Source organism: Eggerthella timonensis (assembly GCF_900184265.1).
Lineage (GTDB): Bacteria > Actinomycetota > Coriobacteriia > Coriobacteriales > Eggerthellaceae > Eggerthella > Eggerthella timonensis.
On the sequence record NZ_FXXA01000002.1, the window covers coordinates 1,430,835 to 1,448,898 of the forward strand.

Below are 18,064 nucleotides of genomic sequence, written 5' to 3' on the forward strand. Positions count from 1 at the left end.
ACCAAGCGCGCACGGCGCGCGGACGGAGCGGACAGGCGGGCGGGTATGGATCGCATCATCAACGGCATCATCGCGCGACGCAAAGCCGTCGTGGGGGCCTTCCTGGCCGTCGCCGTGGTGTGCGCGGCCATGATCCCGTTCGTGGGCGTCAACTACGACATGGTGGACTACCTGCCCGACGAGGCGCAATCCACCACGGCCGTCGCCATCATGAACGATGAGTTCACCCAGGCCGTCCCCAACGCCAACGTGCTCGTCCACGACGTGAGCCTGGCCCAGGCGCTCGCGCTCAAGGACAAGATCGCCGCGGTGGACGGCGTCGAGGGCGTCATGTGGCTCGACGACGTCGTGGACGTCACCGTGCCCCTCGAGATGGCCGACGCCTCCACGGTGGAGACGTACTATCGCGACGGCGCCGCGCTGTTCCAGGTCACCGTGGCCGAGGGCTCCGAGGGCACCGCCATTCCCGCGTTGCGCGCGCTCGTCGACGAGGCGGGCCCGGGCAACGCCGTGTCGGGCGAAGCGTCCGACACGGCGCAGACCACGGCCAGCACGGCCGAGGAGGCCGGCAACGCCGCGCTCATCCTCGTGCCCATCATCCTGTTGCTGCTCGTGCTGTCCACCACGTCGTGGATCGAGCCGGTGCTGTTCATCGCCGCCATCGGTGTGTCCATCCTCATCAACATGGGCACGAACATCGTGCTGGGCGAGGTGTCGTTCATCACGTTCTCGGTGAGCCCCATCCTGCAGCTGGCCGTGTCGCTGGACTACGCCATCTTCCTGCTGCACGCGTTCGCGGCCGAGCGCCAGCGCACGCCGAACGTGGAGCAGGCCATGGCCGCGGCGATGCGCCGCTCGCTGTCCACCATCGCCGCCAGCGCGGTCACCACGCTGTTCGGTTTCGCCGCGCTCGCGTTCATGCAATTCCAGATCGGCGCGGATCTCGGCATCAACCTCGTGAAGGGCATCGTGTTCAGCTTCTTCACCGTCATGGTGTTTTTGCCGGCGGTCACGCTCACGCTGTACAAGCTCATCGACAAGACCAAACACCGGCCGCTCATGCCCTCGTTCAAGAACGTTGGAGCAGTGCTGTCGAAGGTGCGGGTGCCGGCGCTCGTCCTCGTGCTGGCCCTCGTGGTGCCCGCGTTTTTGGGCCAGGCCCACACCGTGTTCACCTATCAGAACAGCGAGCCCGACCCGAACCTGCGCTCCGGCGCCGACACGCTCATGATCCAAGACGAGTTCGGCCAGCAGAACGCCGTAGTGGTGCTCGTGCCGCGCGGCGACGTGGCGGCCGAAGCGGCTCTGTCGGACGATCTGGCAAAGCTCGACAACGTGGAGAGCGTCATCTCGTACGCCGCTTCCGTGGGCGCCGCCATCCCGCAGGGCTTCCTCGACCAAAGCGTAGTCGACCAGTTCTACTCGCCGAACTACGCGCGCATCATCGCCTACACGAGCACAGATACCGAAAGCGACGAGGCGTTCGCCACGGTGGAGGCTATCCAGCAGACGGCAGCGCGCCACTACGACACGTACTACACGGCCGGCCAGTCCGCGAACCTCTACGACATGAAGAACATCGTGGCCGTGGACAACGTGGTGGTCAGCGCCGTGGCCGTCGTCGCCATCCTCATCGTGCTGCTCGTGACGTTCCGCTCGCTGACGCTGCCGCTCGTGCTGCTGCTCACCATCGAGTCGGGCATCTGGATCAACCTGTCCATCCCGTACTTCACGGGCGAGTCGGTGAACTTCATCGGCTACCTTGTCATCAACACGGTGCAGCTGGGCGCCACCATCGACTACGGCATCCTGCTGACCACGCACTACCTGCGCCTCCGCCAGCGCGTTCCGGCCCGCACGGCCGCGCATCGCGCGCTGGGCGAGACGTTCCCGTCGCTGCTCGTGTCGGCCAGCATCCTGGCCACCGCGGGCTTCGCTTTGGGGTTCGCGTCCAGCATGTCGGCGGTGTCCAGCTTGGGCCTGCTGCTGGCTCGCGGCGCGCTGCTGTCGTTGGCGCTGGTCACATGCTTCCTGCCGGCGCTGCTCGTGCTGCTCGACCGCGTCATCCGACGCACCACCTGGCGTGCGAACTTCGCGCCCGCGAATCCCGGGGAAGCGTCCGACGCATCGCCCGTCGCAACCCCCGAGCCGCTTCCCGCCGCGGCCCCCGACCCGCTCGAGACGAATCATGAAGTCCTACCCGCGCATTCGCATGGCGCTGACCGCCTGCCTGGCCGTCGCGCTCGCAACCGTCGGCGCTCCCGCTGCGGCCCTCGCCGCTTCGCCGGACTTGGCCTCCGCGGCGACCTCGACGGCTTCCGCATCAACCGCCACCTACGAGAAGTCCGAGGTGGTGTACGCCACCCTGGCCGCGAACGGCAAGCCGGAGGCCGTGTACGTGGTGAACCGCTTCGACGTGGAGGCGGCGGGCACCGTCGTCGACCACGGCGATTACACGGCCGTGCAGAACCTCACGAACGAGACCGAGCTGGCACGGGTTGGCGACGCGACCACGTTCGAGGCCGAGGAGGGCGCGCTGTACTACCAGGGCGACGCTGCCGACACCACGCTGCCGTGGAACGTGTCGATCGCCTATGAGCTGGACGGCAAGAAGGTCGAGGCCGATCAGTTGGCCGGCGCTTCGGGCGACCTGTCCATCCACGTGACCACCGCGCGCAACGATGCCGTCGACCCCGCGTTCTACGACAGCTTCATGCTGCAGATCACGTTCACGCTTCCGGGCGCCGTGGCAACCGAGGTGGCGGGAGAGGGCGCGACCATCGCGCAGTCCGGCGAAGACACGACGGTGGCGTTCACCGTGCTGCCCGGCCAGGACGGCGACTTCGCGCTCACGGCCAAGGTGAAGGATTTCGAGATGACGGGCGCGCAGATCGCCGCGCTGCCGTACTCCTCGGTCATCGAGATGCCCGACACCGACGAGATGGTCGACGGCATGAGCACGCTGTCCGACGCGGTGAGCGCGTTGGCAGACGGCACCTCGTCGCTGGCGGCGGGCGTGGACGAGCTGACCGGCGGCGCGCAGAGCCTGTCGTCGGGCTCCGCGGCGTTCGGCCAAGGGCTCAACCAGCTGAACGGCTCGTCGAGCCAGCTGGTGAGCGCCTCGAGCCAGATCGGCAGCGCGCTTTCGGCCATCGCCGGCGGCCTGCAAGGCGCCGACCTGTCGCAGCTCGACCAGCTGGGGCAGCTGCCCGGCGGGTTGAATGCGTTGGCGGACGGGCTGGGGGAGCTGCAGGCGAGCGCGGTGCTTGTCGAGCAGGGGTACGCGAAGGCGCTTCCGGCGCTCGACGGCGCCATCGCCTCCATTCCCGAAGGCACGCTGACCGATCAGCAGATCGGGAGTTTGGCCGCAGTCGCGGGCGCGTCGGGCAATCCCGACGACGCCGCGACTTTGAATCAGTTGCTTGCGAACTACAAGGCCGCCCAAACGGTCAAGGGCACCTACACCGCGACGAAAGCGGCGTTCGACGGCGCGAGCCAGCTGCTCGGCTCCTTGCCGGACGCCCTCGCCCAGCAAGAGGCCGCCCTCCGCTCCATGGCTTCCTCGCTCGACGCCGCCGTCGGCGGCGGGCAGCTCGACCAGCTCTCCCAGCTGGCCGACGGAATCGCGCAGCTGTCCGGCCAGTACGGCCGGTTCCACGAGGGGCTGACGCAGTACGCGTCGGGTCTGTCGGCGCTTGCCGGCAACTACAGCCAGCTGTCGTCCGGCACGAGCCAGCTCGCCGGCGGCACCGGTCAGCTGGCGATCGGGGCGGGCGAGCTCAGCAGCGGCATGGACCAGCTGAACGCGTCCACATCCGCGCTGCCCGACACCATGAAAGAGCAGATATCCGAGCTCATGGCCGACTACGACTTCCCGGAGTTCGACCCCGTCTCGTTCACGTCGTCGCAGAACGCCAACGTGAAAGCGGTGCAGTTCGTCATGACCACGGCCGCCATCGAGAAACCCGAAGCGCCCCAGGAGGAGCAGCCCGAGCAGGAGCAGACCATCTGGGACCGTTTTCTCGCCCTGTTCCAGGGGTAAGCCGCTCTGGCCTCCTCAGCTCGCGTGCATCCCGACGGCTTCCAGCAGCTCGTCGCGCAGGGCGAGATGCGTGTGCGTGAACCCCGGATCGACATAGCGCAACCGTTTCCCCAAGAGCTTGGCCAGCTGATGGGCGAGGCGGTTGAACGAGCCGCTGTCCATCGCCTGTGCTCGGGAAACGGTGACCACGGTGAACCCGAGGGATGTGAGCGTGCCGCGTCGCCGCGCGTCGCTCTCCTGTCGTTCGGGATCGGCGTGGTGCAGCCTGCTGTCGTACTCCACGGCCAAGCGCGCTTCGGGCCAGCACAGGTCGCATGCGCAGTACGTCCGGTCGGCCAGCTTGCGGAAGCGGGGCGGCACGTCCACGCGGAAGTTCAGCGACGGCTGCGCCAGCCCGTAGCCGCCCAAGCTGTACGGCAGGCTCAGCAGCATGGCGAGCACCGATTCCATGGGCGATGCCGAGCGATCCAGCACGTAGCGCAAAGCTCTCAAAGCCTTCTTCCGCCCGCGTGCGTTCGGGGCTCCCTCGGCAAACGCCCGTAGCTTGGCAACCGTGGTGAGCGGCGCATCCCTTCGCGGCGCCGGTCCTTTGTCGACCAGGACGTACGTTCCGCACAGCTCGTACCCCAGCAGTATGAGCTGGGTGACCGACAGCCGATTCGCCATGTGCAGAAAGCAGAACTCCGGCGTGCTGACGAGGAACCCGTTGCCCGCGTCGATAAACGACCGCTCGGGAAGGTCGGGGTAGATGCGGGTGATGACGCTCGCGGTGTCCGTTCTGCATGAGACGTCGCCCACCAAGGCCGTTACGGGTAGAGCACATCCTGCCGGCCGTCGGTTACCCTCTGAAAGGCGGGGCACCTTTGACGATGCGAGCGCCCGGCGGGCGCGTCGCGTGGTCATTTGGCGCTCTTCGTAACCGCGCAAGAAGCCCGGACCCACCGTTCTCCAGTAGTCCAACGCCGAATCATATCCGATAAGTATATCCATTCGGTCAGCATAACATATTCTGGCAGAGATTTACGGGTATGCGAATTGTGGGGCGCGGTTTTTCATGAAGCATATCGATACCGGTGAAGAATCCCCAGTTCATGCTTTTCGGGGTAGGGAATGCGGCACTACGAAGATGATTTTGATTCGCATACCCGCAAATTTCTGCCTCGAAACGCGTCCTGCACCGCCGACGTTGGGATCGCGACCGGGGATCGCGAGTGGGAGGCAACGCGGCGCCGATGACGTTGGCCGGCGACTCTTCGGATTCCTACGCGCGCTCCTCGATGCCGTGCTGGATCATGCGCAGCAGCAGCTCCGACATCTCGGCGGGGGATTGCGGCGTGCCCTTCTTCAGCCAGTGCGACAGCATGCCGAGGGCGCCCGACACGGCGAACAGGTACATGTACTCGAGGTCGTCGGCTTCCACGATCCCGTTCTCATCCGACATCTGAAGGTCGACGAGATGCGCCAGCTCCATGATCTGCCGTTGGAAGCTGCCGTCGCTTTCGTCCAGCAACATGATGAACACGTCGGCGTTTTCTTTTGCGTATTCGAGGATCTTCACCACATTGCGCGTGCGCGGCTCGTCGTCGGCCAGCAGGCGCGCCTTGAGGTCGTTCAGCGCTTCGGCTTCGACGTGCTCCAGCAGGTCGTACTGGTTGCGGAAGTGGGCGTAGAACGTGCTGCGGTTCACGTCGGCTGCAGCGCACAGCGCCTTCACCGAGATCTTGGAGATGTGGTTCTCGCGCATGAGGTCGATGAGGGCGGTGGTGAGCGCGCGCTTCGTGTACCGCACGCGACGGTCGATCTTGTCGGGTTCCATGCGACGCCTCCTTCGATTCGATCGTCTCAGTATAGGGCATGCAAGACGCATCAGCGATCGAAGAAGCGAACGGCGATGATGGCGCTTCCGCGCAAAAAACGCGCAAATTGCGCCAAAGAGCCGTTTTGGCACGAACTTCTTGCCGGCACCCCGCCTGGTCGTCCTTGCGGAATTCCATTGTGACAAATGTCACGAAATCCCACTTCGCGGGCGTATGCAACCGCCGGTTGCGTAAAATGATAACCAGACATGCTGGTGCAACGAGCCGGGCAACCGTAGGCTGGGAATCGAGAAGGAGCGGACACCATGTCCCCAACGTCGAAGAAGGGATCGTTCATGAACGTCGAGATTGCCCAGCGCTTAGCCGCCATGCGACGCGAGCAAGGATACAGTCAAGAGGAGCTGGCCGAGCGGCTCGGGCTGTCGCGGCAGGCGGTGTCGAAATGGGAGCGCGCAGAATCGTCGCCCGACACGGGGAACCTCATCGCGCTCGCGAAGCTGTACGGCGTGTCCATCGACGACCTGCTGTGCATCGACGACGATGTGGTGGACGACGTCCTGTTCGAGGAGAAGGACAAGGACGCCACTGCCGAGGCCCAGGCGCAGGAGGCGGCCGTGCGCGCCAACGAGGCCGCCGTCCGTGCGGCGCAGGCTGCCGTGGCCGCAGCGCAGGCCCGCGCGACCGCCGAGCAGGCGCACCAGGCCCCGCCGCAACCGCAGCCGCAGCCCCAACCGGTCCAGCAACCCTTCTACGGCGCAGCTCCCACGTCCCAGCAACCCCCGCAGCCGCAGGCGCCCTACACGCCGCAAGCTCCCGAATCCTATGGCAACCAGGAGCATCGCCCGCGCAGTCCGTGGATGACGTTCCCGTATCCCGTGCTCTGCGTGATCGTCTTCCTGGCAGGCGGATTCCTGTTCGGCTGGTGGCATCCGGGCTGGTTCGTCTTCCTCACCATCCCGCTGTACTACTGGATCGCGCACATCATCGAGAACGACCCCAACTACCGCGCGAACCGCCGCTAGCGAAAGGGCCTCATCATGACGAAACTCACAAGGGCCTCGTATGTCAAAATCGTGCTCATCATCGTGTTCGGCGCGCTCATCCTGGGCGCCATCGGCTTCGGCGGCTGCTCGTCCTGGCACCTGGGTAGCGGCATCTGGGGCAAGACGAGCATGGGCTCGGCCAGCGTCGATGCGGCCGACGTCAAGAACCTGTCCATCAAATGGGGCGCCGGCGAGGTCAAGGTAGACGTGACCGGCGAAGGCGACGCCATCGAGCTCATCGAAACGTCCACGGGCGGCGCGACGAAGGCGCAGCAGATGCGCTGGTCCGTCAGCGGCGACACGCTCAACGTGGATTACGGCCAGTGGTTCTCGTGCTCCGCGCTGATGGGGCGCAAGAGCCTCGAGGTGCGCATCCCGAAGAGCTACGCCCGGCAGCTGGGCACCGTCGACATCGACGGCGCGTCGGGCGACTACGACGTGAGCGGCCTCGGCTGCGAATCGCTCAAGCTGCAGCTCGCATCGGGCGACCTGACGGGGCTCGACCTGCAGGCCGACGAGCTGCGCATCGACGTCGCGAGCGGGCACTTGGACGTCGAGGGCCGCTTCTCCGATCGCGTGAACGTGCGCACGGCTTCCGGCGAGACGCGCGTCGTCTGCGAGGAGGTGTGCCCCGCTTCCGTCGACGTCGACATCGCCAGCGGCGAGGTGGGGGTGGCCGTGCCCCGCGACAGCGGGTTCACCGCGCGCATCGACAAGGCGTCCGGCGACTTCAGCAGCACGTTCTCGCTCTCGCAAAACGGCAACGTCTACACGAGCGGCGACGGCGGCGCCAGCGTGAGCGCGCGCATCGCCAGCGGCGAGTTCCGCATCGATTCGAGCAACTGACCCAGCTTGGGCGGAAGAAGGGCGAGTCGGCTAGCAGGCCGGCTCGCCTTCGCCGTAGACGCAGCATTGCGATTTCCCGGCGCGTTTGGCGCGGTAGAGCGCCTCGTCGCTATGCCTGATGAGGTCGTCGATGGAGAAGTTCGGGTCGTCGGACGTCACGATGCCGACGCTGCCCGTGAGCGAGCGGGCGTACCCGTCGACCTTCGAGCGCTCGCTCATGCTCGCGAGCAGCGTTTCCGCCTGCTCGCGCAATTCGCCCGCATCGTGCTTGCCGAACACCGCCACCACGAACTCGTCGCCGCCCCACCTGATGGCGAGGCCTTCCGGGAACGCCGCGCGCAGCATGGTGCCCACCCTCAGAAGCGCTTCGTCGCCCATCGCGTGCCCGAAGCGATCGTTGATCTCTTTGAAGTCGTCGAGGTCGAGCGTGATGAGCGACAGCGGCTCGGTACGGTCGCGCTCCTCAAGGTATTCGTAGAAGTAGCGGCGGTTGTACAGGCCGGTCAGGTAGTCGGTGCGCGCGCTCATGACGGCACGCTCCTCGAGCTTGCGCGCCTCCGTCACGTCGCGGTAGATGCGCATCTGGCCCGTCTTGTTGTCGAACACGTCAACGATGGGGGTCTTGCTCATCTCGAGCACCTTGCGTTCGCCGCCGATCACGGCCTCGAACTCGCGATCCTCGTGGATCTCGCGTTGCTGGGCGAGATCGTCGCCGAACACGATGCGCCGCCAATCCTTGATGTGCCCGCCGATGATGCGATGCCGGTCCACTTTGAAGTACGTCTCGGTCTCGCGGTTCGCGTTGAGGATGATGCCGTCCGCGTCCTCGATAACCACCGAAAACGGCAGCGCGTTGATGAGGATGTCCAGCTCGGTGGCGATGTTGCCCAGATCGGTCACGTCGTGCGCGATGCCCACGGTGCCCATCGTGCGCCCGTCCTCGTCGAACAGGGGAGACTTGTACGTCTTGAATTGCCGCATGCCCCGCTTCGTCTTCACCTGCTCGTCGAACAGGCACGTGTGGCCGGCCTCCATCGTCTCGTCCTCGGATTCCAGGCACACGTACTCGCCGGTGGCGTACTCCTCGGGCGTGATGTCCCAGATGTAGTAGTGCCCGCGGCCTTCCACCTGCTGCTTCGTCTTCTCAACGGTGGAGCAGAACGCATCGTTCACCTTGAGGTGGGATCCGCGCGCGTCTTTGAACCAGATAAGCTCGGGCGTGGAGTCGATGGCGGTGTCGAGATAGGTGCGGGCCAGGCGCATCTCGGACGCCAGCAGGGCCTCTCGTTGCAGACGGGCGAACTCGAAGGCGAGCCGCGCTTCGTCGAGCGGCGCCGTCCAGGTCGCGTCCACGAGGGCGTAATCCTCGGCGTCCCAGGCTTCCAGCGTTTCGGCGTCGACGATGACGACGAAAGCGCTGAACGATTCCCCTCGCTGTTGCCGCCTTTGCGCGGAGAGGGCTTTGAGCGAACGGGAGGGACGCGCTGCGCCGTGCGCCTTCTCGAGCAAGGCGGCGTCGGCGATCACGATGTCGCCCGCGAGGAACGCGTCGTCGTCCCACGCGTCGTGAGCTACCAGCTCGTGCGTGAAGCGTTCGAAGGGAGCGATGCCGCGCAAGGTCGCGGCAAGCGGATCGGAGACGCCGAACAGGTTGATGTGAAGCGTTTTCCGGTACATGGGCGCCCCCTCTCCTTTTTGTTGAAGCACATTGTACTCCGCTCCGAACGATATGCTAGAGGTCAAATATTCCCGACGTCTCGATTGTCGGGAAAGCAGCGCTCGCCATGCTATAATACCAATGAATTGCTGTATTGCGACAATTCGCGAAGGGGACGGGGCGTCGCATGTTCAACGCGCTCACGATATGCTATCTCTTCCTGGGCGGAACCGGCGCCGGCGCCCTCGCCGTGCTCTGCGTGCTGGAATGCGCCCGCGTCATGCGGTGGCGCGCGCTCGCGATGCCCGAGGAGTTCTTCGCCCGGGCATGGCCCGTCTGCACGGTGACGCTGGCGGTGGGCGTCCTGTGCCTGTTCGTGGACCTCGGCCGCCCCGACCGCCTGGTTCATCTGCTGACCTCGCCCGAGCCGTCGGCGATGGCGGTCGGGTCGTTCGCGCTTGCGGCGGCGTTGGTTCTTGCGGCGACGTTCTCGGCGTTCGCGCTGTTCGACGGCGTGCGCCTGTCGCGCATGGCGGTCGTGTGCCTGGCGGCGGCGGGCATCGCCGCGGCGGGTGCGACGACGGCCTACACCGGCGTGCTGCTGGAGAGCCTCGCGTCGGTGCTGCTGTGGCGCACGCCGCTCGTGCCGACGCTGTTCGTGCTGTCGTCGGCGTCTTGCGGAATCGCGGTGGCGTTTCTGGCCGCGTCGTTCGTGGAGACGCGGCATCCGTATCGCGGGCCGCTCGTGTGGCTTTCGCGCGTCGACGGCGGGCTCGTCCTCGTGGAGGCGGGCTGCCTGGCCGCCTTCGTGCTCCTCGCGTTCACGGGCGAGGGCACGGCTGCCGGAGCGCGGGCGTTGGTCGCTGGCGAGCTGGCTCCCGTGTTCTGGGGCGTGCTCGCGGTGTGCGGCCTCGCCGTGCCGCTCGTGCTCGAGCGCTTCCTGACGCACGGGAACAGCCGCACGCAGCTGCTGTGGATCGCGGCGTTGCTGTTGGTTGGAGGGTTTGCGCTGCGCTGGTGCATCGTCGGCGCGGGCGCGTACGATGTGACGCAGGTGCCGGAAGCGCTGTACGGGCTTGCCGGGTTCGGACAAGCGGGATAGGGGATAAGGAGCGAAGCGATGGCGAAACGACGGGCAAGCGAGCGGTTCGCGAAGGATGCGCCCTACGACGTGCGCGACAAGGACGCCGAGATCAGGGCGGCCACCTCGTACGTGCCGCGCAAATCGTCGCGCAACGGCGCGATCATCTTCAACATAGCGGTGTTCATCGCCTCGTGCACCGTGGTGCTGGGCATCGCGTACGTCGCCACGGGGGCCGTGGGCATCGAGGCCGTCGTGGCCATGCTGCTGGTGGCACTGCTCGTGCTGTCGTCGACGCACATCGCGCTTTCCTGGGAGAAGGTGGTGGTGCTGCGGTTCGGCAACCTGAACCGCGTCGTGGGACCGGGTTTGTACTTCACCATCCCCATCATCGAGCACGGCACCATCCGCGTGGATCAGCGCACCATCGCCACGCCGTTCTATGCCGAGAAGACGCTCACGGCCGATCTCGTGCCCGTCACGGTGGACGCCGTGCTGTTCTGGGTGGTGTGGGATGCCGAGAAGGCGTGCACCGAGGTGGAAGACTACTACGCGACCGTGTCGTTCCTCGCCCAGACGGCCCTGCGCGAGGCGGTGGGCCGCTCCACGGTGGCCGAGGTGGCGCTGCGCCGCGACCAGCTGGACGCCGAGATCAAGGATGACATCGAGAAAGAGGCCGCCAGCTGGGGCGTCGACATCATCTCGGTGAAGGTGCGCGACATCGTGATACCCGACGAGCTGCAGGAGGTCATGTCGCTGGAGGCGCAGGCCGACCGCGAGAAGAACGCGCGCATGACCGTGGCCGGCGTGGAAGCCGAGCTCGCGGAGATGCTGGCCGAGGCTGCGCGCGTCTACGGCGACCCGGAGGCGGCGCTCAAGCTGCGCACCATGCTCATGCAGTACGACACGGTGAAGAAGTCCAAGGGCACCGTGGTCACCGTGCCCAGCGCCATGAGCGACGGATTCACGGATAGTGCTATGATGAACGGCGACCGAACTACTGAGAGATAGGCTCTATGAACCCACTCGCCTCATTCGAACTCGACTACAACAGCGGCCTGCCGGTCTGGATCCAGGTGAAGAACCGCATCGCCTACCTCATCGGATCGGGCGAGTACAAGACGGGCGACCGTCTGCCCACCGTGCGCGCGTTGGCAGTGGATCTCGACATCAGCTACAACACGGTGAACCGCGCTTACATGGACCTCGAGCGCGAGGGCTACATCTCCACGCGCAAGGGGAGGGGCACGTTCGTGGCCGAGCGCCACGCCGTAGGCGCCACCCTCGCCGCCGACAGCCCCGTCGAGCTGCTGGTGGACGACCTGATCCGCACCTGCGCCAACGCGGGCATGGCCGACGACGACATCCTGGCGCTCGTGCAAGCGAGGCTCGCCCAACGGCTCGTAGCCAACGGCCGCTAAGAGCCCGCCGTTCCGTCCCATCGCCGCCATCGCGCCCTACCTCTCGTGGCGCGGGGCCGCGCTCGCGGATCGGGGTCGACCCACGGCGACCCTCGACTGCCCCGGCGTACGAATCTCCGATCACCCCAGCCCCCCCATGTTTCACGTGAAACATTCGTTCGTTCCATCTCCTCTATCCTGCAACTAGGCTAATGGTATACATTGAATGTCGCAAGACATTGTGATAATGTGACAATCAAGGATTTGGCCAATTCTTATCAGGTGCGTATCGGGGGATATCCTGTAGGATTGCGCTTGCCGGATCGCGTGCTCGACCCGGCAAACATCTCAAGGTGATGTCCTAACTCGAAGTTTCGAGGAGGAGAAATGTCAGGTTCAGCTTACCTGGATACGGGGATAACACGCCGCAGCTTTCTCAAAACAGCAGGTGCCACAGCAGGCGCTGCTGCTCTTGGCGGAGGGGCTGCGGGGCTGTCGTCCTTGGCGGTCAGGGGCGAGGCTTTCGCGCAAGAAAGCGGCGGGGAGACCGTGGTCACTACCAGCTGCCGGTCGAATTGCTTTCAAGCTTGCATGCTGCAAGCTCATATCCGCGATGGCAAAGTGTGCTACATGTCGCGCGGCGATTATCCCGAAGACGAGTATTCGGGCTGTTGCCCCCGCGGTTTGAGCATGCACGAGCGTGCTTACAGCCGTACGCGGGTGAAGTACCCCATGCGCCGTGTGGGGGAGCGCGGAGGCGACGACTGGGAGCGCATATCTTGGGACGAAGCCATCGATGAGATCGTCGACAAGCTGGGATCCGTTCGCGAGCAGTACGGGCCGGGCGCGCTCGCCATCGACACAGGATCGGGTAACTACGGCGCGGTCCAAGGCGGCGGCGGGATCCTGGGTCTGTTCAAAAACGCTGCCGAGGCGACCAACGTCAACGTATGCTACGATCAGGCATCCGGGCATGGCACGAACCGCGTTATCGGAGGCGGCATCTGGGGGTACAGCAACGAGCTCAAAAACGTGCTCGATGCAAAACACGTGCTCGTTTGGGGATCCAATCCGGTGAACAGCCAGCCGCAGAGCTGGCGCCAACTGCGCTTTGCCAAAGAGCGAGGCGCGAAGCTGACGTGCATCGATGCGATGTACTCCACCACGGCTGCCCGCTGCGACGAGTTCGTGCCCGTTCGCCCCGGCTCTGACCTCATGATCGCGCTCGCCATCCTGAACGATATCGTCTCCCAGGATGCCATCGATGAAGCGAAGGTGAAGAAGACCACGTCGGCACCGTTCCTGCTGCGCAAGGACACCGGCCTCATCCTGCGCCGCTCCGATGTCGAGGGCGGCGAGATGGCGGACGTGCGCGATGCCGTCACGCTCAACAAGCCGGGCTCTATGGCGAACGATCCGGCATTCGTGTGGGATGAGGCAACGGGCTCGCCGGCGCTGTACACCGAGTGCGAAACCCCTGCTCTCGAGGGCTCGTACGAGGTGGACGGCATCGAGGTCGAGACGGTGTACACGGCTTTGAAAAAGCACGTTGCCGAGTATACGCTGGAGAAGGCTTCCGAGGTATCGGGTGTGCCGGTAGAGACCATCGCGGAGCTTTCGCGTATATACAAAGAGGATGGCCCCGTATTTCTCTACGCGGTGTACGGTATCGACCACTATCGCAACGGCCACCTGTTCATGCAGACTATGGCGCTCATCCACGCGTTGACCGACAACATCTCGCGTCGGGGGTCAAGCTTGGGCGGGTTCAGCTGCTTGGGTGATCAGATGCTCTTGAATTTCGCAGCCACGGCTGCCAAGTCTGGGAAAAAAGCCTACACCAACATTCCCCAGTGCGATTTGGCGAACGTCGTTTCCTCGGGAAAGCACAAAGGCAAGGAGTATCCCATCAAGGCGCTCATGTTCGCTTCGTCGAACGGGATGAGCAACTATGCGGAGCAGAACAAGTGGTTCGACGAGGTTCTTCCCAACGTCGATTTCGTGCTGACGCTGGAGACCGAGTTCACCGATACCGCTCGCTATTCCGACATCGTGTTGCCTGTAGCGTTTTGGACTGAGGTGAACGAGCTGCGCGTGAACAACTACGCAAACCCCTTCGTGTTGTACGCCCACAAGGCGATGGAGCCGCTGTACGAGGCGAAGCCCGACTCCGAGGTGATCGCTCGTATCGCAGAAGGCTTGGGGCTTGCCGACGACGTGCCTTTGCGCACGCCGGAAGAATGGATCGAGCTGCTGCTTGATGGGGCACCCATCAACAAGCGCGGTATCACGCTGGATGCATTGCAGGAACATGCGGCATTGCGCGGCGTCGGCTCGGAGGACCAGCCGTTCGTGCGCGGTGCCAACGGTGCGTTCCCCACACCGTCGGGGCGAGCCGAGCTGTACTGCGAACTGCCTCTTCCCCGTGTGGATTTCGGTCAGAACTGGCAGGAAGCTTCGAAGAAGGAGCGGTTCCCGTACTTCAACCCGCCGACGGAGAGCTGGGACGATAGCGAAGCTGCCCAGAAGTATCCATTGAGCTACATCCAGCTGCACGAACGATGGAGAACCCATACCCAATGGTTCGCCGTCGAGTCGTTGCGCGAGCTCGATCCGGAACCGCTTCTGCATCTTTCCCGGGAAGACGCGGCCGAGCGCGGCATCCAGGATGGCGACATCGCTGAGGCGTTCAACGACCGAGGTGCCGTCACCATCAAGGCGATCATCGACGATGCGTGCCCGCCGGGGGTGTGCGCCATTCCCAAGGGCTGGCAGCGCAACCAGTTCATCGAGGGATGCTACCAAGATTTGACCGGGGCCGAATCAGATCCGATGGCCGTGAACTTCGCGTACTTCGACGCTCGCGTCGACGTCCGGAAGAAGTAAGGGGGAATCATGCACTACGGAATGGCTATCGATACGCAACGTTGCATAGGCTGTCATTCATGTTCGGTGGCATGTCGTCATACGAACAACGTGCCGGAGGGCAATTGGTGGAACCGCGTCTACACGGAAGGGGGCGAATGGCAGGACACGCCGAAGGGCTCGTTTCCCGACTTGACGATGTCGTACGTCACCATCGCTTGCCAGCATTGCGAGAACCCGGCGTGCGTGACCGTTTGCCCAGTCGGCGCGACGTATAAAGATCCGGAGACCGGCGTCGTGCGCCAAGACTACGATAAGTGCATCGGGTGCCGTATTTGCATGTCGGCGTGCCCGTACCATGGCGTGCGCACGTTCAATTGGGAAGAGCCTTTGTATGTCATGGGCGGCCTCGGAGAAGGGGATGCGCCTACGCACCAGAAGAACGTCGTTGAAAAATGCACGTTCTGCTATCAGCGTGTGGCTCGCGGAGAGCAGCCTGCCTGCATTTCGGCTTGTCCGGGTCGAGCGCGAGTCAGCGGCGACTTGGATGATCCCGGCTCTGAGATTTCGAGGCTCTTGCGAGAGCGGTCGCACAAGCAGCTTCTGCCCGAACGCGGCACGAAGCCTTCAGTCTATTACTTGGTGTAAGGGGTGGAACCGATGAAATCCGTGGAAGATGTTTTACCTGCTCAGCGATTTAAAGCCATCGTAATTCCGGCTCTTGCAATTGCCGTCGTCGGCGTGTGCGCATGGGTGTACCAAATCGTCGTTGGAATGGATGCGACGGGCATGAGCGACGCGAACCCATGGGGCTTGTACCTCATGTCGTTCATGTTCACCGTCGGAATCGCAGTGGGCGCGCTTGCGGTTGCGACGGTGCCTCGCTTGTGGGGATCGTCGGCCTTCGCTGGATTGTCGAAGCTGGGAGCGTGGGTTGCGGTGTGCGCTTCCATCCTATCGATCGGCTTGGTGACGATCGACCTGGGCGGTCCTTTGCGCGTGTGGGAGCTGTTCGTCTATTCGAACTTCGCCTCGCCGCTCATGTGGGATATTTTCGTCCTGCCCGTCTTCTTGATCGTTGCGGTGCTGTATCTGGTAACCCTCGTTCGTGCAGAAGCTGGGAAAGCGAGCAGTCGCAGCGTGAAGATCGTAGCCGGTGTTGCCCTTGTTGCAGCGATCGCTCTCTGCGTGGTGGACGCGTGGATCTTCGGGTTGCTGCCGGGCCGCGCTTTGTGGAACACTGCGCTGCTCGTGCCGTGGTTTGCGGTTTCCGCTGTGGTGAGCGGGCTTGCCGTGATAATGGTGCTCGTGTTTCTTTTGAAAGGCTCCGATGCGCTTGCGCTTCCTGCGGATGCTCTCAACCGCATGGGGCGGGTGCTCGTCGTGGCTTTGCTTGCCGACCTGCTTTGCTTGCTGGGCGATGTGATGGTGGGGTCGTATGGGATCGGATTGCATGCCGATGCGATGAACGTGCTGTTTTCGGGCGCCCTCGCTCCTGTGTTCTGGATCGAAGTGGCCGCCGCCGTCATCGCGATCGTGTTGCTGCTTGCGCGGAAGGCCCCCTGCGCCATCGCCGCCGCTGCCCTCCTTGCGCTCGTTTCGGTGTTCTGCAAGCGCGTTCAGTTTATGATATCGGGTTTCTTGGATATGCAAGCACCGTATCCGGGTATCGAGACGGCTGGCTTCGTCAATACGATTCCCCTGGCAACGCCGATGTACGTTCCTTCCTTTGTCGAGCTCGGCGTGACTGTCGCGGTGCTGTCATTGGGCGTTGCGCTCGTCGTCATCGGCTTGCGCAAGCTGCCGCTTTTCGTTCGCTGATCATCGTCGAACCAAGATCATCTAGCCCCGGGCCGCGGCTCGCGCGGCGCCGGGGTGCAGGAGGAACGTATGCGCAAAATGGGTATCACGATAGTGGTGTTCGCGATAGCGATGGGCGCGGTGTTCGGAGTGGCGGCTTTGGCGTCGGACGATGTGGCTCTTCCGCGGGCTATTACGGAATCGTCCTCCTGCCCGGCAGTGGGGTGCGCGTCGGGACGATGCCATTCGTTCGACAACGTGCCCGAGCCCGACGGCGTGCACGATATGACCTGCCCTGAGGCGTCGTGCGCTTCTGTCGAGTGTCACGCATGGGAAACACTCGCCGATCGCTACCGTCAGGCCAGCGATGCGAGTTTGACCCTGTGGATAGTCGTTCCCGTGGTGATCGTTTTGGCTTTGGTGCTTGTATCCTGGAAACTGTAAGGATTGCCGCATGAAGCGAAATCTTGGTATGGACATCGTGCTCGTGGCGGTATACGCGATCGTGTCGCTTCCGTCCTTGACGGGTATAGGGTTTCACGAGTGGGCCGGAGTGGGCTTGTTCGTCCTGTTTTTGGCGCATGTGGCCGTTCATGTCGATTGGGCGACCGATGCGATAGGGCGCATGACGGCTAAAAGGTCATGGTCGTGGCGAGGAAACCTTGCGCTCGACGCTGCGATATTGTTGGCGTTTGCCGTGGTCACCATTTCGGGGTTGGGCATCTCGGGCTCGGTCCTGGCGGCGTTCGGGCTGTACGCGGACGGGTACTACTTCTGGGACCCGCTGCACGCGGTCGCCGCGAAGGCGCTGCTCGCGCTGCTGCTCGTGCACGTGGCCGCGCACTGGAGGTGGGTCGCGAGGGCGTTCCGGAAAGGGGGCTCGCATGAATGAGGCCGTCTGGCGGGTGCGCGCCGCCGCCTGGGAGCTCGCGGCGCTCTCGTTCCGCTACCCGGGCGCGGAGCTCGAGGGCGCCGTCGCGTCCGGCGAGTGGACCGAGGCCGCGCGCGAGGTCGCCTCGGCGCTCGGCCTCGCGCTGCCGGAGGGCTTCGGCGCGGGCGCGCCCGCAGGCGGCCTGCGCCCCGAGGCCACGCGCCTGCTCGTCGGCGCGCCCGAGCCGGCCTGCTCGCCCTACGAGGGCGTCTGGGCTGCGGGGGCCGACGGGGCGCGGGCGCTCCTGTTCGTGAGCCCCCGCTCCATGGAGGTCGAGCGCTTCATGAAGGCCTGCGGCCTGGGGCGGCCCGAGGGGACGAACGAGCCGCTCGACCACGTGGCCGCCGAGTGCGAGCTGCTGTCCTGGCTGGCCTCCCTGGCCTCCGGGGCCGAGGCGCCGGCGGGCGCGCCCGGGGCCGCAGGCCTCCCCGGCGGCTCAGCGCAGGCCGCCTACGCCTCCTTCCTCGAGGGCCACGCCCGAACCTGGATGCCGGCCTTCGCGCGCGCCGTCGCCGCCGAGTCCCGCCATCCCTTCTACTGCGCGGCCGCCGTGTACCTGGGCGCGCTTGTCGGGTAGGGAGC

Annotated in this window: 15 protein-coding genes and 2 pseudogenes; 14 read left to right on the forward strand and 3 right to left on the reverse strand. The window is 64.8% G+C overall.

Annotation, left to right across the window (positions count from 1 at the left end; all coding sequences use genetic code 11):
• Nucleotides 1–159: 159 nt before the first annotated feature.
• Nucleotides 160–2,070: pseudogene (locus C1A15_RS05930) on the forward strand (efflux RND transporter permease subunit); the annotation flags it as partial.
• Between the two features lie 280 nt (nt 2,071–2,350).
• Complete coding sequence (locus C1A15_RS05935; protein ID WP_245864942.1) at nt 2,351–4,042, forward strand: hypothetical protein; 1,692 nt, start codon at nt 2,351–2,353, stop codon at nt 4,040–4,042.
• Nucleotides 4,043–4,057: 15 nt separating this feature from the next.
• On the opposite strand, the gene C1A15_RS05940 is transcribed toward C1A15_RS05935, so the two are convergent.
• Both C1A15_RS05940 and C1A15_RS05945 read right to left on the reverse strand, forming a co-directional pair.
• On the reverse strand, nt 4,058–4,840 hold the full coding sequence (locus C1A15_RS05940; protein ID WP_245864943.1) for an endonuclease domain-containing protein: 783 nt from the start codon (nt 4,838–4,840) through the stop codon (nt 4,058–4,060).
• 463 nt (nt 4,841–5,303) lie between these two features.
• Entirely contained in the window at nt 5,304–5,858 is a 555-nt protein-coding gene (locus C1A15_RS05945) for a TetR/AcrR family transcriptional regulator (protein WP_101721692.1), read from the reverse strand.
• Nucleotides 5,859–6,164: 306 nt separating this feature from the next.
• On the opposite strand from C1A15_RS05945, the gene C1A15_RS05950 reads away from it, so the two are divergent.
• Nucleotides 6,165–6,881: a helix-turn-helix domain-containing protein gene (locus C1A15_RS05950; protein WP_101721693.1), complete on the forward strand. Its 717-nt coding sequence runs from the start codon at nt 6,165–6,167 to the stop codon at nt 6,879–6,881.
• Nucleotides 6,882–6,896: 15 nt separating this feature from the next.
• The gene (locus tag C1A15_RS05955; protein WP_101721694.1) at nt 6,897–7,748 is read left to right on the forward strand and encodes a DUF4097 family beta strand repeat-containing protein; all 852 of its coding nucleotides are present in this window, start codon (nt 6,897–6,899) and stop codon (nt 7,746–7,748) included.
• 30 nt (nt 7,749–7,778) lie between these two features.
• Here the strand turns inward: C1A15_RS05955 and C1A15_RS05960 are convergent, their stop codons facing one another.
• A complete protein-coding gene (locus C1A15_RS05960; RefSeq protein ID WP_101721695.1) occupies nt 7,779–9,425 on the reverse strand; it encodes a sensor domain-containing diguanylate cyclase in 1,647 nt (548 codons plus the stop codon).
• A 167-nt stretch (nt 9,426–9,592) separates the two neighbouring features.
• On the opposite strand from C1A15_RS05960, the gene nrfD (C1A15_RS05965) reads away from it, so the two are divergent.
• The 10 genes and pseudogenes from nrfD (C1A15_RS05965) (at nt 9,593) to C1A15_RS06005 (ending at nt 18,059) form a co-directional block, all read left to right on the forward strand.
• The gene (gene nrfD / locus C1A15_RS05965; protein ID WP_101721696.1) at nt 9,593–10,507 is read left to right on the forward strand and encodes an NrfD/PsrC family molybdoenzyme membrane anchor subunit; all 915 of its coding nucleotides are present in this window, start codon (nt 9,593–9,595) and stop codon (nt 10,505–10,507) included.
• Nucleotides 10,508–10,525: 18 nt separating this feature from the next.
• Nucleotides 10,526–11,497 (forward strand): slipin family protein, encoded by a 972-nt coding sequence (locus C1A15_RS05970; RefSeq protein WP_101721697.1) that lies wholly within the window; start codon nt 10,526–10,528, stop codon nt 11,495–11,497.
• Nucleotides 11,498–11,502: 5 nt separating this feature from the next.
• Nucleotides 11,503–11,907 carry a GntR family transcriptional regulator gene (locus C1A15_RS05975; protein ID WP_101721698.1) on the forward strand — a complete coding sequence of 135 codons (405 nt, stop codon included), beginning with the start codon at nt 11,503–11,505 and terminating at the stop codon, nt 11,905–11,907.
• Nucleotides 11,908–12,273: 366 nt separating this feature from the next.
• Nucleotides 12,274–12,381: pseudogene (locus tag C1A15_RS17405) on the forward strand (twin-arginine translocation signal domain-containing protein); the annotation flags it as partial.
• Between the two features lie 195 nt (nt 12,382–12,576).
• Nucleotides 12,577–14,772 carry a molybdopterin-containing oxidoreductase family protein gene (locus C1A15_RS05980; RefSeq protein WP_245864944.1) on the forward strand — a complete coding sequence of 732 codons (2,196 nt, stop codon included), beginning with the start codon at nt 12,577–12,579 and terminating at the stop codon, nt 14,770–14,772.
• A gap of 6 nt (nt 14,773–14,778) precedes the next feature.
• Nucleotides 14,779–15,399, forward strand: a complete 621-nt coding sequence (locus C1A15_RS05985; protein WP_245865083.1) for a 4Fe-4S dicluster domain-containing protein — start codon at nt 14,779–14,781, stop codon at nt 15,397–15,399.
• Between the two features lie 12 nt (nt 15,400–15,411).
• Nucleotides 15,412–16,572 carry an NrfD/PsrC family molybdoenzyme membrane anchor subunit gene (gene nrfD / locus C1A15_RS05990; RefSeq protein WP_101721701.1) on the forward strand — a complete coding sequence of 387 codons (1,161 nt, stop codon included), beginning with the start codon at nt 15,412–15,414 and terminating at the stop codon, nt 16,570–16,572.
• 69 nt (nt 16,573–16,641) lie between these two features.
• Nucleotides 16,642–16,995, forward strand: a complete 354-nt coding sequence (locus C1A15_RS05995) for a hypothetical protein (RefSeq protein WP_101721702.1) — start codon at nt 16,642–16,644, stop codon at nt 16,993–16,995.
• Nucleotides 16,996–17,005: 10 nt separating this feature from the next.
• Nucleotides 17,006–17,443, forward strand: a complete 438-nt coding sequence (locus tag C1A15_RS06000) for a DUF4405 domain-containing protein (RefSeq protein ID WP_101721703.1) — start codon at nt 17,006–17,008, stop codon at nt 17,441–17,443.
• Nucleotides 17,436–18,059, forward strand: coding sequence for a TorD/DmsD family molecular chaperone (locus C1A15_RS06005; protein ID WP_101721704.1), 624 nt, complete (start codon nt 17,436–17,438; stop codon nt 18,057–18,059). The genes C1A15_RS06000 and C1A15_RS06005 overlap by 8 nt, the downstream gene beginning before the upstream one ends.
• Nucleotides 18,060–18,064: the final 5 nt, after the last annotated feature.

Excerpts from the sequence above, each read along its gene's own strand:
- C1A15_RS05945 (WP_101721692.1), bottom strand. The coding sequence starts at position 5,858 with ATGGAACCCGACAAGATCGACCGTCGCGTGCGGTACACGAAGCGCGCG.
- C1A15_RS05950 (WP_101721693.1), top strand. The coding sequence starts at position 6,165 with ATGTCCCCAACGTCGAAGAAGGGATCGTTCATGAACGTCGAGATTGCC.
- C1A15_RS05955 (WP_101721694.1), top strand. The coding sequence starts at position 6,897 with ATGACGAAACTCACAAGGGCCTCGTATGTCAAAATCGTGCTCATCATC.
- C1A15_RS05960 (WP_101721695.1), bottom strand. The coding sequence starts at position 9,425 with ATGTACCGGAAAACGCTTCACATCAACCTGTTCGGCGTCTCCGATCCG.
- nrfD (WP_101721696.1), top strand. The coding sequence starts at position 9,593 with ATGTTCAACGCGCTCACGATATGCTATCTCTTCCTGGGCGGAACCGGC.
- C1A15_RS05970 (WP_101721697.1), top strand. The coding sequence starts at position 10,526 with ATGGCGAAACGACGGGCAAGCGAGCGGTTCGCGAAGGATGCGCCCTAC.
- C1A15_RS05975 (WP_101721698.1), top strand. The coding sequence starts at position 11,503 with ATGAACCCACTCGCCTCATTCGAACTCGACTACAACAGCGGCCTGCCG.
- C1A15_RS05980 (WP_245864944.1), top strand. The coding sequence starts at position 12,577 with ATGCACGAGCGTGCTTACAGCCGTACGCGGGTGAAGTACCCCATGCGC.
- nrfD (WP_101721701.1), top strand. The coding sequence starts at position 15,412 with ATGAAATCCGTGGAAGATGTTTTACCTGCTCAGCGATTTAAAGCCATC.
- C1A15_RS05995 (WP_101721702.1), top strand. The coding sequence starts at position 16,642 with ATGCGCAAAATGGGTATCACGATAGTGGTGTTCGCGATAGCGATGGGC.
- C1A15_RS06000 (WP_101721703.1), top strand. The coding sequence starts at position 17,006 with ATGAAGCGAAATCTTGGTATGGACATCGTGCTCGTGGCGGTATACGCG.
- C1A15_RS06005 (WP_101721704.1), top strand. The coding sequence starts at position 17,436 with ATGAATGAGGCCGTCTGGCGGGTGCGCGCCGCCGCCTGGGAGCTCGCG.